This window comes from Streptomyces sp. NPDC056452 (assembly GCF_042796085.1).
GTDB lineage: Bacteria > Actinomycetota > Actinomycetes > Streptomycetales > Streptomycetaceae > Streptomyces.
In genome coordinates this window covers 16,160-32,404 of sequence record NZ_JBHTRI010000025.1, presented here as the reverse complement: position 1 = coordinate 32,404, position 16,245 = coordinate 16,160, and the positions used below count along the sequence as shown (strand labels likewise).

The following is a 16,245-nucleotide window of genomic DNA, read 5'->3' as shown; positions in this document are numbered from 1 at the left end:
GCCCACCGGACCCCCGCACCGCCACCCCACCCCCGTCCCCACCACCCCGTATCGTGGTTCCACACGCCAAAGCCTCACGCCAAAGCCTCACGTCACAGCCGCTCCACCGCCGCAGCGGCCCGCAGCACACCGCACCCTGCACCCCTGCACGAGGAGCCCGCACCGCCATGGCCGAGCACGACGATCACCCTGCCTACCCCGTCGGACTGCGCCTGACCGGGCGCCGCGTCGTCGTCGTCGGCGGCGGCCAGGTCGCGCAGCGCCGGCTGCCCGCCCTCATCGCGGCCGGCGCCGACATCACCCTGGTCTCCCCGTCCGCCACCCCGTCCGTCGAGGCGATGGCCGACGCCGGTGAGATCCGCTGGGAGCGCCGTCGGTACGAGGACGGGGACCTCGCGGACACCTGGTACGCCCTCGTCGCGACCACGGACGCCGCGGCCAACGACGCCGCGTCCGCCGAGGCGGAACGCACCCGCACCTGGTGCGTCCGCAGCGACGACGCGGAGGCGGCAACCGCCTGGACACCGGCCACCGGCCGCAGCGAGGGCATCACGGTCGCCGTCCTCACCACCACCTCGCAGGGCCGGGACCCCCGCCACTCCGCCGCGGTCCGCGACGCGATCGTCGAGGGCCTGCGCGACGGCACCCTCGCCGCCCCGCACCACCGCACCCGCGCCCCCGGCGTCGCCCTGGTCGGCGGCGGCCCGGGTGACCCCGACCTGATCACCGTCCGGGGCCGGCGCCTCCTGGCCGAGGCCGACGTGGTCATCGCCGACCGGCTCGGTCCCCGCGATCTGCTCGACGAACTGCCGCCGCACGTCGAGGTGATCGACGCGGCGAAGATCCCGTACGGCCGCTACATGGCCCAGGAGGCGATCAACCAGGCGCTGATCGACCACGCCAAGGCAGGCAAGGCCGTCGTCCGGCTCAAGGGCGGCGACCCCTTCGTCTTCGGCCGCGGGATGGAGGAGGCCCAGGCACTGGCCGCCGAAGGCATCGCCTGCACCGTCGTCCCCGGCATCTCCAGCTCGATCTCCGTACCGGGGGCGGCGGGTATCCCCGTCACCCACCGCGGAGTCGCCCATGAGTTCACCGTGGTCAGCGGGCACGTGGCCCCCGAGGACCCGCGCTCGCTGGTCGACTGGGAGGCCCTCGCACAGCTGCGCGGCACCCTCGTCCTCCTGATGGCCGTCGACAAGATCGGCGCCATCGCCCGTGCGCTCATCTCCCACGGCAAGTCCCCCGACACCCCGGTCGCCCTGGTCCAGGAGGGCACCACGGCCGCTCAGCGCAGGGTCGACGCGACCCTCGGAGACGTCGGGGAGCGGGTCGTCGCGGAGGACGTGCGTCCGCCTGCCGTGATCGTCATCGGCGCCGTCGTCGGCGTCGGCACCGGCCCGGTCACCGGTGAGGAAGCGTCGTCCCGTGGCTGAACTCATCACCGTCGACGACCCCGACGACCCGCGTCTGAGTGACTACACCGGCCTCACGGACGTCGAACTCCGGCGCCGTCGGGAGCCCGCCGAAGGCCTCTTCATCGCCGAGGGCGAGAAGGTCATCAGACGGGCCGGGGACGCCGGGTACGAGATGCGGTCCATGCTGCTCTCCGCCAAGTGGGTCGACGTGATGCGCGATGTCATCGACGAGGCCCGCGCACCCGTGTACGCGGTCACCCCCGAGCTCGCCGAACGCGTCACCGGCTATCACGTGCACCGCGGAGCCCTCGCCTCCATGCAGCGCAAGCCGCTGCCCGACGTCGGCTCCCTCCTGGCCCCGGAGTCCGGGAACGTCCGCCGGGTGGCCGTCTTCGAGGACATCGTCGACCACGCCAATATCGGCGCGGCCTTCCGCAACGCTGCAGCACTCGGCGTCGACGCCGTCCTCCTCACCCCGCGCTGCGCCGACCCGCTGTACCGGCGGGCGGTGAAGGTGTCGATGGGTTCCGTCTTCCTGGTCCCGTGGACCAGGCTCGGCTCATGGCCGAAGGACGTCGGCCTGCTCCGCTCGGCCGGCTTCACCACCGCCGCGCTCTGCCTCAGCGAGCGGTCGATCACCCTGGACGCCCTTGCCGCACGCCGGTACGAGAAGCTGGCGCTCGTCTTCGGTACCGAGGGGGACGGGCTCACCCCCGAGGCGCTCGCCGCCGCGGACGCACACGTCCGCATCCCGATGGACGCCGGCGTCGACTCGCTCAACGTCGCCGCGGCCTCGGCCGTCGCCTTCTACGCGACGCGGCCCGTCTCCGCCTGAGCGGACCGCGCCACCTGCTGATCCACGGCCCGGTACGCCTCGTGGGTCCGGGACGGGTTGCCGCCCAGCCCCTGCGAGGGGCCCTGGCAGCCCTGTGCGGCCGCGATCCCCAGCGCCACGAGCAGGGTCACGACGACGAACACGACGAGCCGCTGGCGCAGCAGCCGCGGATTGGCAGGCCGCCGCTTGCCGCCCTTCCCGGTGGAGGTCGTCCGGACCCCGGGGCGGGTACCCGGTCGGCCGTTCGTTCCGTTGGTGCCCTGCGGACGCTTCCCGGGGTGCGCGGTGCCGCGCGACGCCTGGGGGCGTGAGCCGCCGGTACGGGGCGGAGCCGAGCGCGACGACGAGGGGCGCCCGGCCGCGGGACGGGGCGCCGGAGTGGGGCCGGCCGCCGCGCGCCGGGTGTGCTGCTCGGTGTACGGGCCGTCGAGGAGACCGGTCGGCCGGTCCAGCTCCTGCTCGGCCCGCTGGGCGGGCGGCCTGCGCTCCTGCAGTCCCTGCGCCTCGCGCGCGGCGATCTCCTTGAGCCGCATCGAGAGCTGCAGCGTGCTCGGCCGCTCCTCCGGGTCCTTCGCCAGACAGGCGCGCACCAGCGGGGCGAGCGCGTCGTGCACCTCGAAGAGATGGGGCTCCTCGTGCACCACGCGGTAGAGCATCACCTCGGAACTGCCGTGCCCGAAGGGCGAGTCGGCCATCGCCGCGTACGCCAGGGTGGCGCCGAGCGAGAACACGTCCGTGGCGGGCGTCACCGCCGCGCCCCGCACCTGCTCGGGCGCCAGGAAGCCCGGCGAGCCGACAGCCGTCCCGACATGGGTGAGCGTGCTCGCCCCGGTCGCCCAGGCGATGCCGAAGTCGATGATCCGGGGGCCCTTGGGGGAGAGGAGGATGTTCGACGGCTTCAGATCACGGTGGACGACCCCGGCCTCGTGCACCGCCACCAGCCCTTCGGACAGCGCCGCACCGATCGAGGCCACCTCGGCCGCCGACAGCGGCCCCTCCTCGACGACCTTGTCGTGCAGCGAAGGCCCCGGTACGTACTGCGTCGCGAACCACGGGCGGTCCGCCTCCAGATCGGCGGCCACCAGACGTGCCGTGCAGCCCCCGCGGATCCGTCGTGCGGCGGACACCTCGCGCGCGAACCGCGAACGGAACTCCTGGTCCTCCGCCAGATCCGGCCGGATCACCTTGAGCGCCACCCGCTGGCCCCTGCGGTCGGAACCCAGATAGACCACGCCCATGCCGCCCGCACCGAGCCGCCGGTGCAGCCTGAACGAGCCGACGACACGCGGGTCCTCGCGCCGGAGCCGCATCATCGCCATCGTCTGCCCATCCCCGCTGCCGGTCCGCCTGACGAGGCACAGCTTACGTACCCGTGGCGCGGCGCGCTCAGAGGCCGCGCCCTCGCCGGCCCATCGATTGTCAGTGCCCGGTGGGAGAATTGAGGAGTGGTCAGGGAGCCGGAGATCCAGGCCCTGTGACCCGTGCGAGATCTCAAAGGACCGTCGCAGAAGGGGGATTGGATCAATGAAGGGCGATCGCGTGGAGATAGTCGTGGACGCGGGAGACACGACTCGGACGTACGAGGTGGTGGCCTCCAGAGCAGGCCGCCGGGTGGAGACAGCAGTCCGTCGAGGGGTGGTCGAAGTGAGCGAAGTCACCCGAAGTGGATCAGTTGTCCGAACCGCCCGCTTCATGGCGACCAGGGTGCTCGCCCTGGTCGAACAACCGGTCCCCAGGGAGGACGACTCCGAGCGTCCCCTCCGGGAAGACCCCAAGGTGTAGCGCCGGATCTCCACCCAGGGGAGTACACCGAATGCCGACGGCTCATCCTCCGGGAGGCCCGGTAATCGGTACGCGGGCATGACGCCCGAGGGCTTCCGCCTCCCTAATGTTGAAGTCAAGCGGCGGGCGCAGAACTCGTCCCCCGAGGTCGAACGCCCGCCGCTCCGAAAACAGGTCAGGAGAGGAACCATGGCGGACACGGCAACGCGGACCATGATCCGCGCACAGGGACGCAGGGCTTACGCCTCGTTCGGTGCACGCCCGTCCGGTACGCGCCACCCCCTGGTGGCGACAGCCATGGTCCTTCCCCTGGCGGCCCTGCTCGTAGTCGTCTTCGGCGGCTGGGACGCAGTGGTCACACAGGCGTCGTCCGTGGGCGTGATGCTGGGGCGCTGAGCGGCGTCCCGGGTCCGGAAGAGCGGTCCGGACCAGGACATCCGGCCAACAACCCCGTGGGGACGGGGGTGCGGCGGACGGCAGCGTTTGTCCGGCCAGCTGGGGAGCTGGCCGGACATCGCGCTGTCCGGGCCCTTTCGGGCTGCGGGGCGGGCCTCCGGCCGGGCGCTCACGCCCCGTACGCTCGTCGCCGGGACCGGCCGCCGGGCCGGCCGACCACCGCCGGGGGAGCCCAGCCGATGACCACCACCCCTGTCGTCCGCGTACTGGGCGACCTCGCCCATGCCGGCAGCCACGCCCGTACCGTCGTGTGCGACTGCCCCCCGCCCCGGGTGCTCGCCGACCGGCCCGACGGAACGGTGGTCCGCAGCGGGCCGGTGGTGGCCAAGGCGCACGCCCCGGACACCGACCGCCCGGCCCTGGCGTCCCGCATCGCCCTGGCCGCCGCACCGCTCCTCACGGGCATCCTGCTCCCGCCCCTGCCGGTCCCCTCGTCCCGTCAGGCGCCGGAAACCGCGGCGCACCCCGCGTCGGGCCGGCCGGCGGGCGCGCCCCCGGCCGTCCTTCCCGGGGTGACACCCGACGGCCGCCCCGTCAGCCTCTGGCCGCACGGCGAACCCGTCGACCCGTCGGACCCCGATGCCGCTCCCTGGGAGGAGGCGGCGACCCTCCTGGCCCGGCTGCACCGCACCCCGCCGCCCCATCCGCTGCCGCCCATGCGCGGACCCGCCAAGGCCGCCCGGGCCGTCGCGCGGATGCGGGCCGCCAGGCCCGGCGACCCGGACACCGCTCCGGTGCTCGCCGCCTGGCGCGGCCTGCCCGCCTGGGCCCGTGGCGAGGCGTCGGCCGACGGAACCAGGGCCGGCTTCGTCTGCCACGGAGACCTGCACCTCGGGCAGCTCGTCCGCCACCCGGCCCCGCACGGCCCCTGGCTGCTGATCGACGTCGACGACGCGGGCCTGGGCGACCCCGCCTGGGACCTGGCGCGCCCCGCGGCCTGGTACGCGGCAGGGCTGCTGGCGCCCGAGGTCTGGCTGCGCTTCCTGGACGCCTACCGGGCCGCGGGCGGCCCCGCCGTACGCGCCGAGGGGGACCCGTGGCCCGACCTGGACGTCGCCGCGCGCGCACTCACGGTGCAGACGGCGGCGCTCGCCTTCGCCAAGTCCGCGGCGGAGGGCCGAAGTCCGGATGAGGTGGAACAGTTGATGATCGACGCGTGTGTCCGAATTGCGTCCCTCCCGCCCGAGTTGACACCCGAGCTCTCGTCGTAGGGTGAACCGACTGCCGCCGGGCATGCATTCCGGCGACATCGAAACGACGGTGAGGAGCCGGCCCGATGATCCAGTGTCCCAAGTGCCATGCCCAGATGAACACGTACAACCGCAACGGTGTCCAGATCGAGCAGTGCAGCGGCTGCCGCGGCATATTCCTCGACTACGGCGAGCTGGAGTCGCTGACCCGCCTCGAGTCGCAGTGGTCGCAGCAGGCCCCGCCCGCTCCGCCCGCCCCGCAGGCGTACCCGGCCGCCCCGCAGGCGTACCCCGCGGCCCCGGCTCCCGCGTGGGGCGCGCCGCACCACGGCGGGCACCACGGACACCACCGCCAGAAGAGCTTCGGCCGGATGCTCTTCTCCTCCTGAACCCCTGCGGGGCCCGGGCGCGTTGCGTCCGGGCCCGTCGCGTCCGTATTGCATACCGTCGACGAAGTTCGGTTCCTGATCTAGTCATGGGCATGATCGCTGCCTAGAGTGCGGGGCCATGAACTTCCTCGACAGGTCCCGAACTGTCGCACCCCCGGGCTGGAGCCGCTGGCTCGTGCCACCCGCCGCGCTCGCCGTGCACCTCTCCATCGGACAGGCCTACGCCTGGAGCGTGTTCAAGCCCCCGCTCGAATCCGCCCTCGGGCTGTCGGGCACCGTGAGCGCCCTCCCGTTCCAGCTGGGCATCGTGATGCTGGGCCTCTCCGCGGCCTTCGGCGGCACACTCGTCGAACGCAACGGTCCCCGCTGGGCGATGTTCGTCTCCCTCGTCTGCTTCTCCTCCGGCTTCCTCGTCGCCGCCCTCGGTGCGGCCACCGGCCAGTACTGGCTCGTCGTTTTCGGCTACGGCTTCATCGGCGGGATCGGGCTCGGCATCGGCTACATCTCTCCGGTCTCCACCCTCATCAAGTGGTTCCCCGACCGCCCCGGCATGGCCACGGGCATCGCCATCATGGGCTTCGGCGGCGGCGCCCTCATAGCCTCGCCCTGGTCCACGGGCATGCTCGAGAGCTTCGGCACGGACCGCTCCGGCATCGCGACCGCCTTCCTCGTCCACGGCGTCGTCTACGCGGCGTTCATGGCGCTCGGCGTCCTCCTGGTGCGGGTGCCGCCGGACGGCTGGCTCCCCGACGGCTGGGAGCCGAAGCAGGAAACCCGCAGGCTCGTCACCAACGCCCAGGTCTCCGCCCGCAACGCCCTGCGCACACCGCAGTTCTGGTGCCTGTGGGTGGTCCTGTGCATGAACGTCACCGCAGGCATCGGCATCCTCGAGAAGGCCGTGCCCATGATCCAGGACTTCTTCGCGGACACCTCCACCCCGGTGTCGGTCTCCGCGGCGGCAGGCTTCGTCGCCCTGCTCTCGCTGGCCAACATGGGCGGCCGTCTTCTGTGGTCCTCCACCTCGGACCTGATCGGCCGCAAGAACATGTACCGCGTCTACCTCGGTGTCGGCGCGCTGATGTACGTGATGATCGACCGGCTCGGCAACGACTCCAAGCCGCTCTTCATCTGCTGCGCGCTGGTGATCCTCTCCTTCTACGGAGGAGGGTTCGCGACCGCTCCCGCCTACCTGAGGGACCTCTTCGGCACGTACCAGGTCGGAGCCATCCACGGCCGGCTGCTGACCGCCTGGTCCACGGCGGGCGTACTCGGTCCGCTGATCGTCAACAGGGTCGCCGACGCGGGGGAGCGCGCGGGCCACAGCGGTCCCAGCCTCTACTCGACCTCCCTGACCATCATGATCGGGCTGCTCGTCGTCGGCTTCGTCGCCAACGAGTGCATCCGCCCCGTCCATCCGCGCTTCCACGAGACACCGGAAGGGAGCAGCCCCCGTGTCCACCAGGAGTCGTAAGCCGCTCATGGTCCTCGTCTGGCTCTGGGTCGCCGTGCCGTTCGGCTACGGGCTGTACGAACTGGCCCGCAAGGCCACCCAGCTCTTCACCGGCTGACCCGCCGGGACAACGACAAAGCCCCCGGTCGTCGAGACGACCGGGGGCTTCGAACGGTGCGCGATACTGGGATTGAACCAGTGACCTCTTCCGTGTCAGGGAAGCGCTCTCCCGCTGAGCTAATCGCGCAGGGTGACCCTGCGTGTACTGCGTGCGCGATACTGGGATTGAACCAGTGACCTCTTCCGTGTCAGGGAAGCGCTCTCCCGCTGAGCTAATCGCGCGGGGGTCCTTGCGGACCGGTGGACGATACTGGGATTGAACCAGTGACCCCTTCCGTGTCAGGGAAGTGCTCTCCCGCTGAGCTAATCGTCCTTGGAGGTGGAGACGGGATTTGAACCCGTGTAGACGGCTTTGCAGGCCGTTGCCTCGCCTCTCGGCCACTCCACCAGGGATGGGGGTTCGGGAAGATCCCCCACCTTCTGCGAGCGGACGACCAGGTTCGAACTGGCGACCTCAACCTTGGCAAGGTTGCGCTCTACCAACTGAGCTACGTCCGCTTGTCATTCCCGGTCGGCTTGCGCGTCCCGGTGACGTGTTGAACTCTAGCGGATTCCCGGGCCAGCACAAAAACGCGTTTGCGCAGCGTGCTGCGCTGCCTCCGCCCCGCCGCAGGTCACCCTGCACCGTTCTAGACTCACCAGAGTGCACGACCTAGCTCCCATGGCCCGCTTCGGCGGCCTCATCGCCTCAGGCCTGCAGGATGTGACCAGCGATCCTGCGGCTCTCGAATCGTCCGGTTTCTGGGCTGTATCCGCTGATTTCGAGGGCCGTCTCGTCTGCGCCCGCTTCTCCACCGTACGGACCGAGCAGGTGCCCCTTCCCGTACCCGGGGCCTGGCGTGGACCGGCACCGCAGGACTGGATCTCATCGCTCGACGAGGACGCCTACAAGGCAGGAGTACGGCGGATCCGTGAACACATCGCGGCGGGCGAGGTCTACCAGGCCAACCTCTGCAGGGTCATGTCCGCGCCGCTGCCCGGCCCCGCCGCCGACGTCGACGCCCTCACCGCCCTGCTGGCCCGCGGCAACCCCGCTCCCTACGCGGGGACGATCCGGCTGCCGGCCCAGGGCGTCGAGATAGCCACCGCCTCCCCGGAGCTCTTCCTCAGGCGCGAGGGCCGGATCGTCGAGTCCGGACCGATCAAGGGAACCGGCCGGACCGAGGACGATCTGCTGGACAAGGACCACGCCGAGAACGTGATGATCGTCGACCTGGTCCGCAACGACCTGGGCCGGGTCTGCGCGACCGGCAGCGTGAGCGTCCCCGACCTCTGCGTGGTGGAGAAGCACCCCGGACTCGTCCACCTCGTCTCCACCGTGCGCGGCCGGCTGGCCGACGGCGCCGGCTGGCCGGAGCTGCTCGCCGCCGCGTTTCCGCCCGGATCCGTCACCGGTGCCCCCAAGTCCAGTGCGCTGCGGATCATCGACGCCCTCGAGACATCGCCGCGCGGTCCGTACTGCGGAGGAATCGGCTGGGTCGACGCGGACAGGGGCACCGCGGAACTGGCCGTCGGAATAAGGACCTTCTGGATCGACCGCACGGGCACCGCTCCCGAGCTGCGCTTCGGCACCGGAGCCGGCATCACCTGGGGATCCGACCCGCAGCGCGAATGGGCGGAGACCGAGCTGAAGGCGTCCCGGCTGCTCGCTGTAGCGTCGGGCGCCTACGAGGAGACAGGAAGGACCGCGTCATGAGGATTTGGGTCAACGGCGGACTCCGGGACGCCGATGACGCACGGGTGTCCGTGCTCGATCACGGGCTGACCGTGGGGGACGGCGTCTTCGAGACGGTCAGGGTCGCCCAGGGCCGCCCCTTCGCCCTCACCCGGCATCTCGACCGGCTGACGCGCTCGGCCCGGGGCCTCGGGCTGTCCGACCCCGACCCCGACGAGGTCCGCCACGCCGCGGAGACCGTCATCGCGGCCAACCCCATGGCGCTCGGCCGGCTGCGGATCACGTACACCGGCGGCCTCTCGCCCCTCGGCTCCGACCGCGGGGACGCGGGTCCCAGCCTCGTCGTCGCGCTCGGCGAGACGTCGCGCCGCCCCGACAGCACAGCGGTGATCACCGTCCCGTGGACGCGCAACGAACGCAGCGCGGTGGCCGGGCTCAAGACCACCTCGTACGCGGAGAACGTCGTCGCCCTCGCACGCGCCCACGAGCAGGGTGCATCCGAGGCGCTCTTCCCCAACACGGTCGGGCAGCTCTGCGAGGGCACCGGATCCAATGTCTTCGTCGTGCTCGACGGCAGGATCCACACCCCTCCCCTCACCTCCGGCTGCCTTGCCGGGATCACCCGCGCACTGGCCGTGGAGTGGACCGGTGCGCAGGAGACCGAGCTGCCGCTGGACATCCTCGAGACTGCCGAGGAGGTCTTCCTGACCTCCACGCTCCGCGACATCCAGGCCGTCCACCGGGTGGACGGACGGGACCTGCCGGGCGCTCCGGGGCCGGTGACCGCCAAGGCGATGCGGATCTTCGACGAGCGTGCGGGCGACGACCTCGATCCCTGAGCCCGTCCGGCAAAAACAGGTGACGGACCGGGGCCCAGCGGATAGAACACCCCTGATGACCACCACCCTCCGGCCGACCGGGCCGATCCAGCAAGGCGCCGACGGCGCGAAGGAACGCACGTACGACGTGTGCGACAACGGGCGTCCCGTCGGTGCCGTCGCGATCTCCACCGATCCGGTGTTCGGCGCGTCGGCCGGAATAGTCCGGTCGCTGCGCATCGAGGAACCGCACCGCAGGCGGGGCCGGGGCACCATCGCGGCCCTCGCCGCGGAGGAGGTGCTGCGCAGCTGGGGCTGCACCCAGGTCCGGCTGGTGGCTCCCGCGGAGAACGAGGCCGCCCGGGGGCTCGGGGCCGTGCTCGGCTACACCGAGCGCAGCCGGAACATGGTCAAGGAGCTCCGGCGGACCGCACCCGCACTCCCGGACGGGGTCACGGGGCGCCCCATGAGCGCCCAGGAATTCGCCGACTGGGCGAGCACCAGCGTCGAGACGTATGCGCGGAACTGGATCGAGCGCGGCGTCCCGGAGGAGCAGGCCCGGCGGAAGTCCGAGACCGACCACGCCACGAACCTGCCGGACGGTCTGGCCACCGAGGGCATGCACTTCCACGTCCTCGTCCACGGCGGCGAGGTCATCGGCCATGTGTGGGTGGCGCGGCACGAGACGCCGCAGGGCGAGGCGATGGGGTACGTCTTCGACGTCGAGGTGCGGGGGGAGCACCGCGGACGCGGGTACGGCCGTGCGCTGATGCACCGTGCCGAGGACATCACGCTCGACTCGGGGCTCGGCAGGCTCGGCCTGCACGTCTTCGCTTCCAACACACCCGCGCTGCGGCTGTACGAGTCGCTCGGTTACGAACCGACCCAGTACAACCTGGCCAAGGCGTTGTAGGCGGCCCTCGCGGCCGGCGGCGGCCCGCCGCCGGCAGGCGGACCCGACGTCAGACGCGGTCGGCCAGCAGACGGTCGGCGATCTCCTCGATCCGCTCGCGCAGCCCTTCCTGGCTCTTGCCGCCGTCCAGCCGCTCGTCACCGATCACATACGTCGGGGTTCCGGTGACTCCGATGGCCTTTCCCTCGGCCTGGTCCGCGTCGACGATCAGCATGTGCCGGCCGTCGATCAGCGCGGTGTCGAACTCCTCGGCGTCCAGACCCAGTTCGCGTGCCACGTCGAGCAGCACGGGCTCACCGGTACGGGCGAGATCGGCGGTGCGGGCCAGTACGGCCTCGATGTACGGCCATCCCTTGCCCTGCTCGACGGCCTCCTCGGCCGCCTGCGCCGCGGCGTACGCGTGCTTGTGCTTCTCCAGCGGGAAGTGGCGCAGCCGGATCTCCAGCCGGTCGCCGTAACGGGCGCGAAGTGCGTGGACATCGGAGAGGGCCAGATGGCAGTCGGGGCACTCGAGCTCGCACCAGATGTCCAGGACGACCGGTGCTGCGGGGGTGGAATCGCTCATGGGATCAGTCTTTCAGGCCGGACCTGCGCTTCCCAATCGGCACCTGGGGAGGACCGCAGCCCTGAAATGTCCCTGATGTGGCCCGGGACCGTGGCCCCTGAGCCGTGACCGGTGCAGGATGGAAGGGACGTTTCCCGATGTGCTGGAGGCACCGATGCTTGCCGAGACCATCTGTTCCGCGGTGTCGGCGGCAGGCCTGGGCATCGCCGCGATCACCGCGTACCGCAAGCGATTCCTCGCGGCGACCAGGATCGCCGCGTACTCGCTGGTGCCTGTCGGCCTCGTCATGACCGGTGTCGTCGAGTGGTTGTCCGACATCGTGTTCAAGCCCAGCGTCTGGCTCGGCTTCGGGCTGCTCGCACTGGCGTGGCTCCTCTTCATGACCACACGGGCGGTGGAGCGTCGGGGTGGCTCCACCCGCAAGGAACGCAAGGCCGCGCGGGCCGCGTCGCAGGGTGATGCCGTCTCCCCGGCCGCGTCGACGCCCTCGCTGACGTCCGCGAGCACGACGGCCCGCCCGCAGCCGCAGCCGCAGTCGAAGAAGAAGCCGCAGCAGGCCGCCGCGCCCGGTGAGGACTTCAGCGACATCGAGGCGATCCTGAAGAAGCACGGCATCTGACAGGGCGCGCCCGGGACCGCGAGGCACTTCGTTGGTGCCTGTAATATGAATCGATTCATGCGCGGAGGCGTGCGCGCGCCGCTCGCCTCCGCTTCACGCATCGATATATTTGGGGTTGCCTCGATCCGATCTTGACGGTATGCGGGGATGGAGCTAGCGTCCCGAACGGATTGAAACAATTCATTCCTGGGCCGCAGGGCAAGGGCGACGGGTCGGCCGATCATGCCGGATACCGTCGGCAGGACAGGGATACGCTGCGCCGATGCGCGGCGGCCGGACGCATCAGTGGGGCAGGGCAAGTGGGGCGTGTGGCAGGGATCAAGGATGTGGCCCGGCAGGCCGGAGTCTCGGTGGGCACCGTCTCCAATGTGATCAACCGCCCCGAGGCGGTGCTTCCGGACACCCGGGCCCGCGTGCTGGCGGCGATCGAGGAGCTCGGTTACGTACGCAGCGAGTCGGCCAGGCAGCTCAGGGCGGGCCGCAGCCGGATCGTGGCCCTGCTCGTCCTCGACATGGGCAACCCCTTCTTCGTCGACATCGCCCGCGGCGCGGAACGCGCGGCCCGGGACGCCGGCCTCGGCGTGATGGTGTGCAACAGCGGCCAGAGCGCGGAGGAGGAGGCCGAATACCTCGGTCTCTTCGCCGAACAGCGTGTCTGCGGGGTGCTCGTCACCCCGGCCGACGCCACCGGCGGCAACCTCGAGGCGTTCGGCCGCCACCGGATTCCGTACGTGCTCGTGGACCGGGTCGCCCCGGGCGCCGAGACCTGCGCCGTCTCCGTCGACGACGTACGCGGCGGCAAGCTCGCCGTCGGGCACCTCGTCACGGCGGGGCACCGCTCCGTCGCCTACGTCAGCGGCCCCGGCGACCTGCACCAGATCAGGGACCGCCGTGAGGGCGCCCTCTCCGCCCTCGCCGAGGCCGGACTCGGCCCCGAGGCCCTCGTCGAGATCCCGTCCGACCGCCTGGACGTGGCGGCGGGCCGGGACGCCGGGGCCCGGCTGCTCGGCCTCGTACCGCGGCCGACCGCCGTCTTCTGCGCCAACGACCTGCTGGCCCTCGGTGTCCTCCAGTCGCTCTACGCGGCGGGCGTCCGGGTGCCGCAGGACGTCGCCATCGTCGGTTACGACGACATCGAGTTCGCCGCGGCGGCCGCCGTGCCGCTGACCTCGGTCAGGCAGCCCGCCGTGCTCATGGGCAGGATGGCGGCGGAGCTTCTTCTCGAGGAGGCGGACGACGGGGACGGCAGCCACCGGCACCGCAGTGTCGTGCTCCAGCCGGAGCTCGTCGTACGCGCGTCCAGCGCCGCTCCGCGCTGACGCGCGGACCGGCGTCGTACGCGCGTCCAGCGCCGCTCCGCGCTGACGCGCGGACCGCGTCCGGAGCGGGGTCCACGGGCCGTGGACGGCGGGTACGAATGTGTGACGGGGGATCGGACGCCGGAGCGAATCCGCCCCGTACACAGGGGGTGAACTCCCCGCGCGAAAAGGCGTGTTGATCGCCAACGGGGGTGCCTCTGCGTCATGATCGCTTCGAGATGGTGGACACATACCGGGGCGAGGCCCCCGCACCCCCTGCCGAAGAGCCGCGTGGCTGCCTCTTCGCGCTGTCCCAGCCACCCCTGATGATCTTTCTGACGGTGATCGGCAGTCTCCTGCTGATGGCCGCGCTGCATGATCTTTTTCTGCTGTGAGCGGGCACCGGCCTCCGGGACCGCCGCTTCGCCCGCCGCGCCGCAAGGGCCCGTCCGGCGCGTGCGGCGACCGTCAGCGCGCCGCTTCCCGGCGCCGGGCCCGGTACGCGGCGACGTGGAGCCGATTACCGCAGGTGCGGCTCGAGCAGTAGCGGCGCGAGCGGTTGCGGGACAGATCGACGAACGCGCGCCGGCAGTCCGGCGCCTCGCACCGGCGCAGCCGCTCCTGTTCGCCCGCCACGACGATGAAGGCGAGCGCCATGCCGCAGTCGGCCGCGAGATGGTCCGCGACGGAGGCGTCCGGTGCGAAGTAGTGGACGTGCCAGTCGTAGCCGTCGTGGTTCGTGAGCTGCGGGGTGGTGCCCGCGGCGGCCACCAGCCGGTTGACGAGATCGGCGGCCGTACGGGCGTCGGGCGCCGCGAACACCTCGGCGAACAGGCTCCGTACGTCCCGTACGGCGCGCAGGTCCTTCTCTCCGAGCTCGCCCACGCCGCTGATGAGATGGCGCTCCGCGAAGTCGTAGAGCGCATCGATGTCGGGGAGCCCGTCGGCCGGCTCGCTCTCCGGCGCGGTGTTCACCAGATCGACGACCGTGTCGAGGGCGATCCGGGTGTCGTGTGGGATCAGCACGCTTTGCTCCCTGGCCTCCGGCGGGCGGGTGCCCGCCGATGCCGGGTGACTCTACTGGCTCGGCGAAGGCGCCACGGGCCCGGTACGGGCTTACGGGCGAGCGGGAGGACCTTTGCTGGTCGGATGTGCCGCCGGAGCGTGTGACGGCCGCCTGGCGGCTCTGGTGGTCACTCGTGAGGCGCTTCGGTGCCTGTGGGGCGGGTGGGACACGTGGGGTCACAGAGGGCGGCACCGGGACCGTAGGTCCCGGCGGCACCGGGACCGTCGGTCCAGGGGGCCCGCGAGACCGGCGGTCCCGGTCCCGGAAGGACCTGCGCCCCCGGCGCGCGCCGACGCCGTCGCCGCGGTGGGTTCCGCGGCGACGGCGCCGGTGTCTGCCGTATGAGGTTGTCCGCGCGACGCCGTCTCCCCGAGTCGGACGGCGTCCCGCAGCTCTCGGCCTGGCTCAGCTCTCGGCCAGGATGTGTGAGAGCTCCGTATCGAGATCGAAGTGACGATGCTCGGTGCCCGGCGGAACCGCGGCGTCGGTCCTCTTCAGGAACGACTCCAGGGCCCTTGCCGGAGCTTCGAGCAGGGCTTCTCCCTCCGGGGAGCTCAGTGCGATGCAGACGACGCCCTGGCCGTGACTACGTGATGGCCAGACACGGACGTCTCCGGTGCCGGTGGGCCGGTGCAGCCCCTCGGCAAGGAGGTCACGGGCGAAAACCCACTCGACCGTCTCCTCCGCTCCGGTGTGGAAGGTGGCGTGCACGGCATAGGGATCGGCCGTGTCATACCGCAGGCCCGCGGGTACAGGCAGTGAGGACTCGCTCGACACAACGAGGCGCAGGTGCAGCTCGCAGCTGACCGTGGTGTTCATAAGCGCCAGGGCCTTTCGCTCAGTGTGCGCTCGGGGATTCGCACGTCGGCGAAATCGACATGCCACCTACGGTGGCGTTGTAAACCCCTCTGACCTATTTGTGATGCTTCGGGCGTGTTGTGGGGCGGTGTGTAACTTTGGGTGATGCGTCCATTCCAGTGACCGACACCGTTCGGGTAGGTTGGGGTTCATGAATGCGGAGAGTGACGAGCGGAGCGAGGTCGCCTCACGGCCGGCCACGGAGTCCGCGACGGGGGATGCGGCGAAGGCCGAGAGGGAGCTGGGCTCGCGGGCGCCGGGGTTCATCAAGGCGTCCCGGCTGTTGCATGTGAGCTGGCAGGTCGGCATTTTCGTCGTCGGCCTCGCGGTGGTCGGAGCGGGCATCGTGATGCTGCCGCTGCCGGGCCCCGGGTGGCTGGTGATCTTCGGGGGCATGGCGATCTGGGCGACCGAGTTCGTCTGGGCGCAGCTCGTCCTGCGCTGGACCCGGCGCAAGGTCACCGAGGCCGCTCAGCGCGCCCTCGATCCCAAGGTGCGGCGGCGCAACATCATCCTCACCACGGTGGGGCTCGTGATCATCGCCGTACTGGTCGGGATCTACGTCTGGAAGTTCGGGATCACCATGCCGTGGAAGATCGAGCAGTGACCCGCTGATGGTCCGGAGGCACCGCTGACATGGGGTAATGTGTGCGGTGCGCCGGGGCGATTAGCTCAGTGGGAGAGCGCTTCGTTCACACCGAAGAGGTCACTGGTTCGAACCCAGTATCGCCCACCCCGTACCGATGGCCCGGAAGCTTCAGTCGAAGCTTCCGGGCCATCGGTGTTTCCGCATGCA

18 protein-coding genes and 6 tRNA genes are annotated in these 16,245 nt (G+C 71.2%); 15 read left to right on the top strand and 9 right to left on the bottom strand.

Features of this window, described 5'->3' with window-relative positions; all coding sequences use genetic code 11:
- Window positions 1-167: 167 nt before the first annotated feature.
- Together cobA and ACFQ6X_RS23760 are read left to right on the top strand one after the other, a co-directional pair.
- Entirely contained in the window at window positions 168-1,433 is a 1,266-nt protein-coding gene (gene cobA, locus ACFQ6X_RS23765; protein ID WP_383184365.1) for a uroporphyrinogen-III C-methyltransferase, read from the top strand.
- Entirely contained in the window at window positions 1,426-2,250 is an 825-nt protein-coding gene (locus ACFQ6X_RS23760; protein WP_383184364.1) for a TrmH family RNA methyltransferase, read from the top strand. Before cobA ends, ACFQ6X_RS23760 begins: the two co-directional genes overlap by 8 nt.
- Here ACFQ6X_RS23760 and ACFQ6X_RS23755 read toward each other — a convergent pair.
- A complete protein-coding gene (locus ACFQ6X_RS23755; protein WP_383184363.1) occupies window positions 2,223-3,569 on the bottom strand; it encodes a protein kinase in 1,347 nt (448 codons plus the stop codon). The two genes, ACFQ6X_RS23760 and ACFQ6X_RS23755, sit on opposite strands and share 28 nt — an antisense overlap.
- Window positions 3,570-3,774: 205 nt before the next feature.
- Between ACFQ6X_RS23755 and ACFQ6X_RS23750 the strand changes: the two genes are divergently transcribed.
- From ACFQ6X_RS23750 to ACFQ6X_RS23730, 5 genes are all read left to right on the top strand, one after another.
- Window positions 3,775-4,032 carry a hypothetical protein gene (locus ACFQ6X_RS23750; RefSeq protein ID WP_383184362.1) on the top strand — a complete coding sequence of 86 codons (258 nt, stop codon included), beginning with the start codon at window positions 3,775-3,777 and terminating at the stop codon, window positions 4,030-4,032.
- A 189-nt stretch (window positions 4,033-4,221) separates the two neighbouring features.
- Window positions 4,222-4,428 carry a hypothetical protein gene (locus ACFQ6X_RS23745; protein ID WP_329212877.1) on the top strand — a complete coding sequence of 69 codons (207 nt, stop codon included), beginning with the start codon at window positions 4,222-4,224 and terminating at the stop codon, window positions 4,426-4,428.
- Window positions 4,429-4,667: 239 nt separating this feature from the next.
- Window positions 4,668-5,699: a phosphotransferase gene (locus tag ACFQ6X_RS23740; RefSeq protein WP_383184361.1), complete on the top strand. Its 1,032-nt coding sequence runs from the start codon at window positions 4,668-4,670 to the stop codon at window positions 5,697-5,699.
- 65 nt (window positions 5,700-5,764) lie between these two features.
- Entirely contained in the window at window positions 5,765-6,067 is a 303-nt protein-coding gene (locus ACFQ6X_RS23735; protein ID WP_383184360.1) for a zf-TFIIB domain-containing protein, read from the top strand.
- A 118-nt stretch (window positions 6,068-6,185) separates the two neighbouring features.
- Window positions 6,186-7,538, top strand: coding sequence for an OFA family MFS transporter (locus tag ACFQ6X_RS23730; RefSeq protein WP_383184359.1), 1,353 nt, complete (start codon window positions 6,186-6,188; stop codon window positions 7,536-7,538).
- 154 nt (window positions 7,539-7,692) lie between these two features.
- Here ACFQ6X_RS23730 and ACFQ6X_RS23725 read toward each other — a convergent pair.
- The 5 genes from ACFQ6X_RS23725 to ACFQ6X_RS23705 form a co-directional block, all read right to left on the bottom strand.
- Window positions 7,693-7,764, bottom strand: a tRNA-Val gene (locus tag ACFQ6X_RS23725).
- A gap of 23 nt (window positions 7,765-7,787) precedes the next feature.
- Window positions 7,788-7,859 (bottom strand) — tRNA-Val (locus tag ACFQ6X_RS23720).
- Between the two features lie 19 nt (window positions 7,860-7,878).
- A tRNA-Val gene (locus ACFQ6X_RS23715) sits at window positions 7,879-7,950 on the bottom strand.
- A gap of 1 nt (window position 7,951) precedes the next feature.
- A tRNA-Cys gene (locus ACFQ6X_RS23710) sits at window positions 7,952-8,025 on the bottom strand.
- A 37-nt stretch (window positions 8,026-8,062) separates the two neighbouring features.
- Window positions 8,063-8,135 (bottom strand) — tRNA-Gly (locus ACFQ6X_RS23705).
- 163 nt (window positions 8,136-8,298) lie between these two features.
- On the opposite strand from ACFQ6X_RS23705, the gene ACFQ6X_RS23700 reads away from it, so the two are divergent.
- Genes ACFQ6X_RS23700 through ACFQ6X_RS23690 form a run of 3 tightly spaced genes read left to right on the top strand, consistent with a single transcriptional unit; the run spans window position 8,299 to window position 11,043 of the window.
- On the top strand, window positions 8,299-9,333 hold the full coding sequence (locus ACFQ6X_RS23700; protein ID WP_383184439.1) for a chorismate-binding protein: 1,035 nt from the start codon (window positions 8,299-8,301) through the stop codon (window positions 9,331-9,333).
- Entirely contained in the window at window positions 9,330-10,151 is an 822-nt protein-coding gene (locus ACFQ6X_RS23695; protein ID WP_383184358.1) for an aminotransferase class IV, read from the top strand. Before ACFQ6X_RS23700 ends, ACFQ6X_RS23695 begins: the two co-directional genes overlap by 4 nt.
- A gap of 55 nt (window positions 10,152-10,206) precedes the next feature.
- Entirely contained in the window at window positions 10,207-11,043 is an 837-nt protein-coding gene (locus ACFQ6X_RS23690) for a GNAT family N-acetyltransferase (protein WP_383184357.1), read from the top strand.
- 49 nt (window positions 11,044-11,092) lie between these two features.
- Here ACFQ6X_RS23690 and ACFQ6X_RS23685 read toward each other — a convergent pair whose 3' ends face one another.
- Window positions 11,093-11,608, bottom strand: coding sequence for a DsbA family protein (locus tag ACFQ6X_RS23685; RefSeq protein WP_383184356.1), 516 nt, complete (start codon window positions 11,606-11,608; stop codon window positions 11,093-11,095).
- 154 nt (window positions 11,609-11,762) lie between these two features.
- On the opposite strand from ACFQ6X_RS23685, the gene ACFQ6X_RS23680 reads away from it, so the two are divergent.
- The 3 genes from ACFQ6X_RS23680 to ACFQ6X_RS23670 all read left to right on the top strand — a co-directional run bounded on the left by ACFQ6X_RS23680 (window position 11,763) and on the right by ACFQ6X_RS23670 (window position 13,920).
- Window positions 11,763-12,227, top strand: coding sequence for a hypothetical protein (locus ACFQ6X_RS23680; RefSeq protein ID WP_383184355.1), 465 nt, complete (start codon window positions 11,763-11,765; stop codon window positions 12,225-12,227).
- Between the two features lie 308 nt (window positions 12,228-12,535).
- Window positions 12,536-13,546 carry a LacI family DNA-binding transcriptional regulator gene (locus ACFQ6X_RS23675; protein ID WP_383184354.1) on the top strand — a complete coding sequence of 337 codons (1,011 nt, stop codon included), beginning with the start codon at window positions 12,536-12,538 and terminating at the stop codon, window positions 13,544-13,546.
- A 218-nt stretch (window positions 13,547-13,764) separates the two neighbouring features.
- A complete protein-coding gene (locus ACFQ6X_RS23670; protein WP_351180752.1) occupies window positions 13,765-13,920 on the top strand; it encodes a hypothetical protein in 156 nt (51 codons plus the stop codon).
- A 73-nt stretch (window positions 13,921-13,993) separates the two neighbouring features.
- On the opposite strand, the gene ACFQ6X_RS23665 is transcribed toward ACFQ6X_RS23670, so the two are convergent.
- Complete coding sequence (locus tag ACFQ6X_RS23665; RefSeq protein ID WP_383184353.1) at window positions 13,994-14,551, bottom strand: CGNR zinc finger domain-containing protein; 558 nt, start codon at window positions 14,549-14,551, stop codon at window positions 13,994-13,996.
- Between the two features lie 445 nt (window positions 14,552-14,996).
- On the bottom strand, window positions 14,997-15,410 hold the full coding sequence (locus tag ACFQ6X_RS23660; RefSeq protein WP_003959770.1) for an SsgA family sporulation/cell division regulator: 414 nt from the start codon (window positions 15,408-15,410) through the stop codon (window positions 14,997-14,999).
- Between the two features lie 190 nt (window positions 15,411-15,600).
- Between ACFQ6X_RS23660 and ACFQ6X_RS23655 the strand changes: the two genes are divergently transcribed.
- Together ACFQ6X_RS23655 and ACFQ6X_RS23650 are read left to right on the top strand one after the other, a co-directional pair.
- Complete coding sequence (locus tag ACFQ6X_RS23655; protein ID WP_383184352.1) at window positions 15,601-16,056, top strand: TIGR02611 family protein; 456 nt, start codon at window positions 15,601-15,603, stop codon at window positions 16,054-16,056.
- 54 nt (window positions 16,057-16,110) lie between these two features.
- Window positions 16,111-16,182: transfer RNA gene (locus ACFQ6X_RS23650), tRNA-Val, on the top strand.
- Window positions 16,183-16,245: the final 63 nt, after the last annotated feature.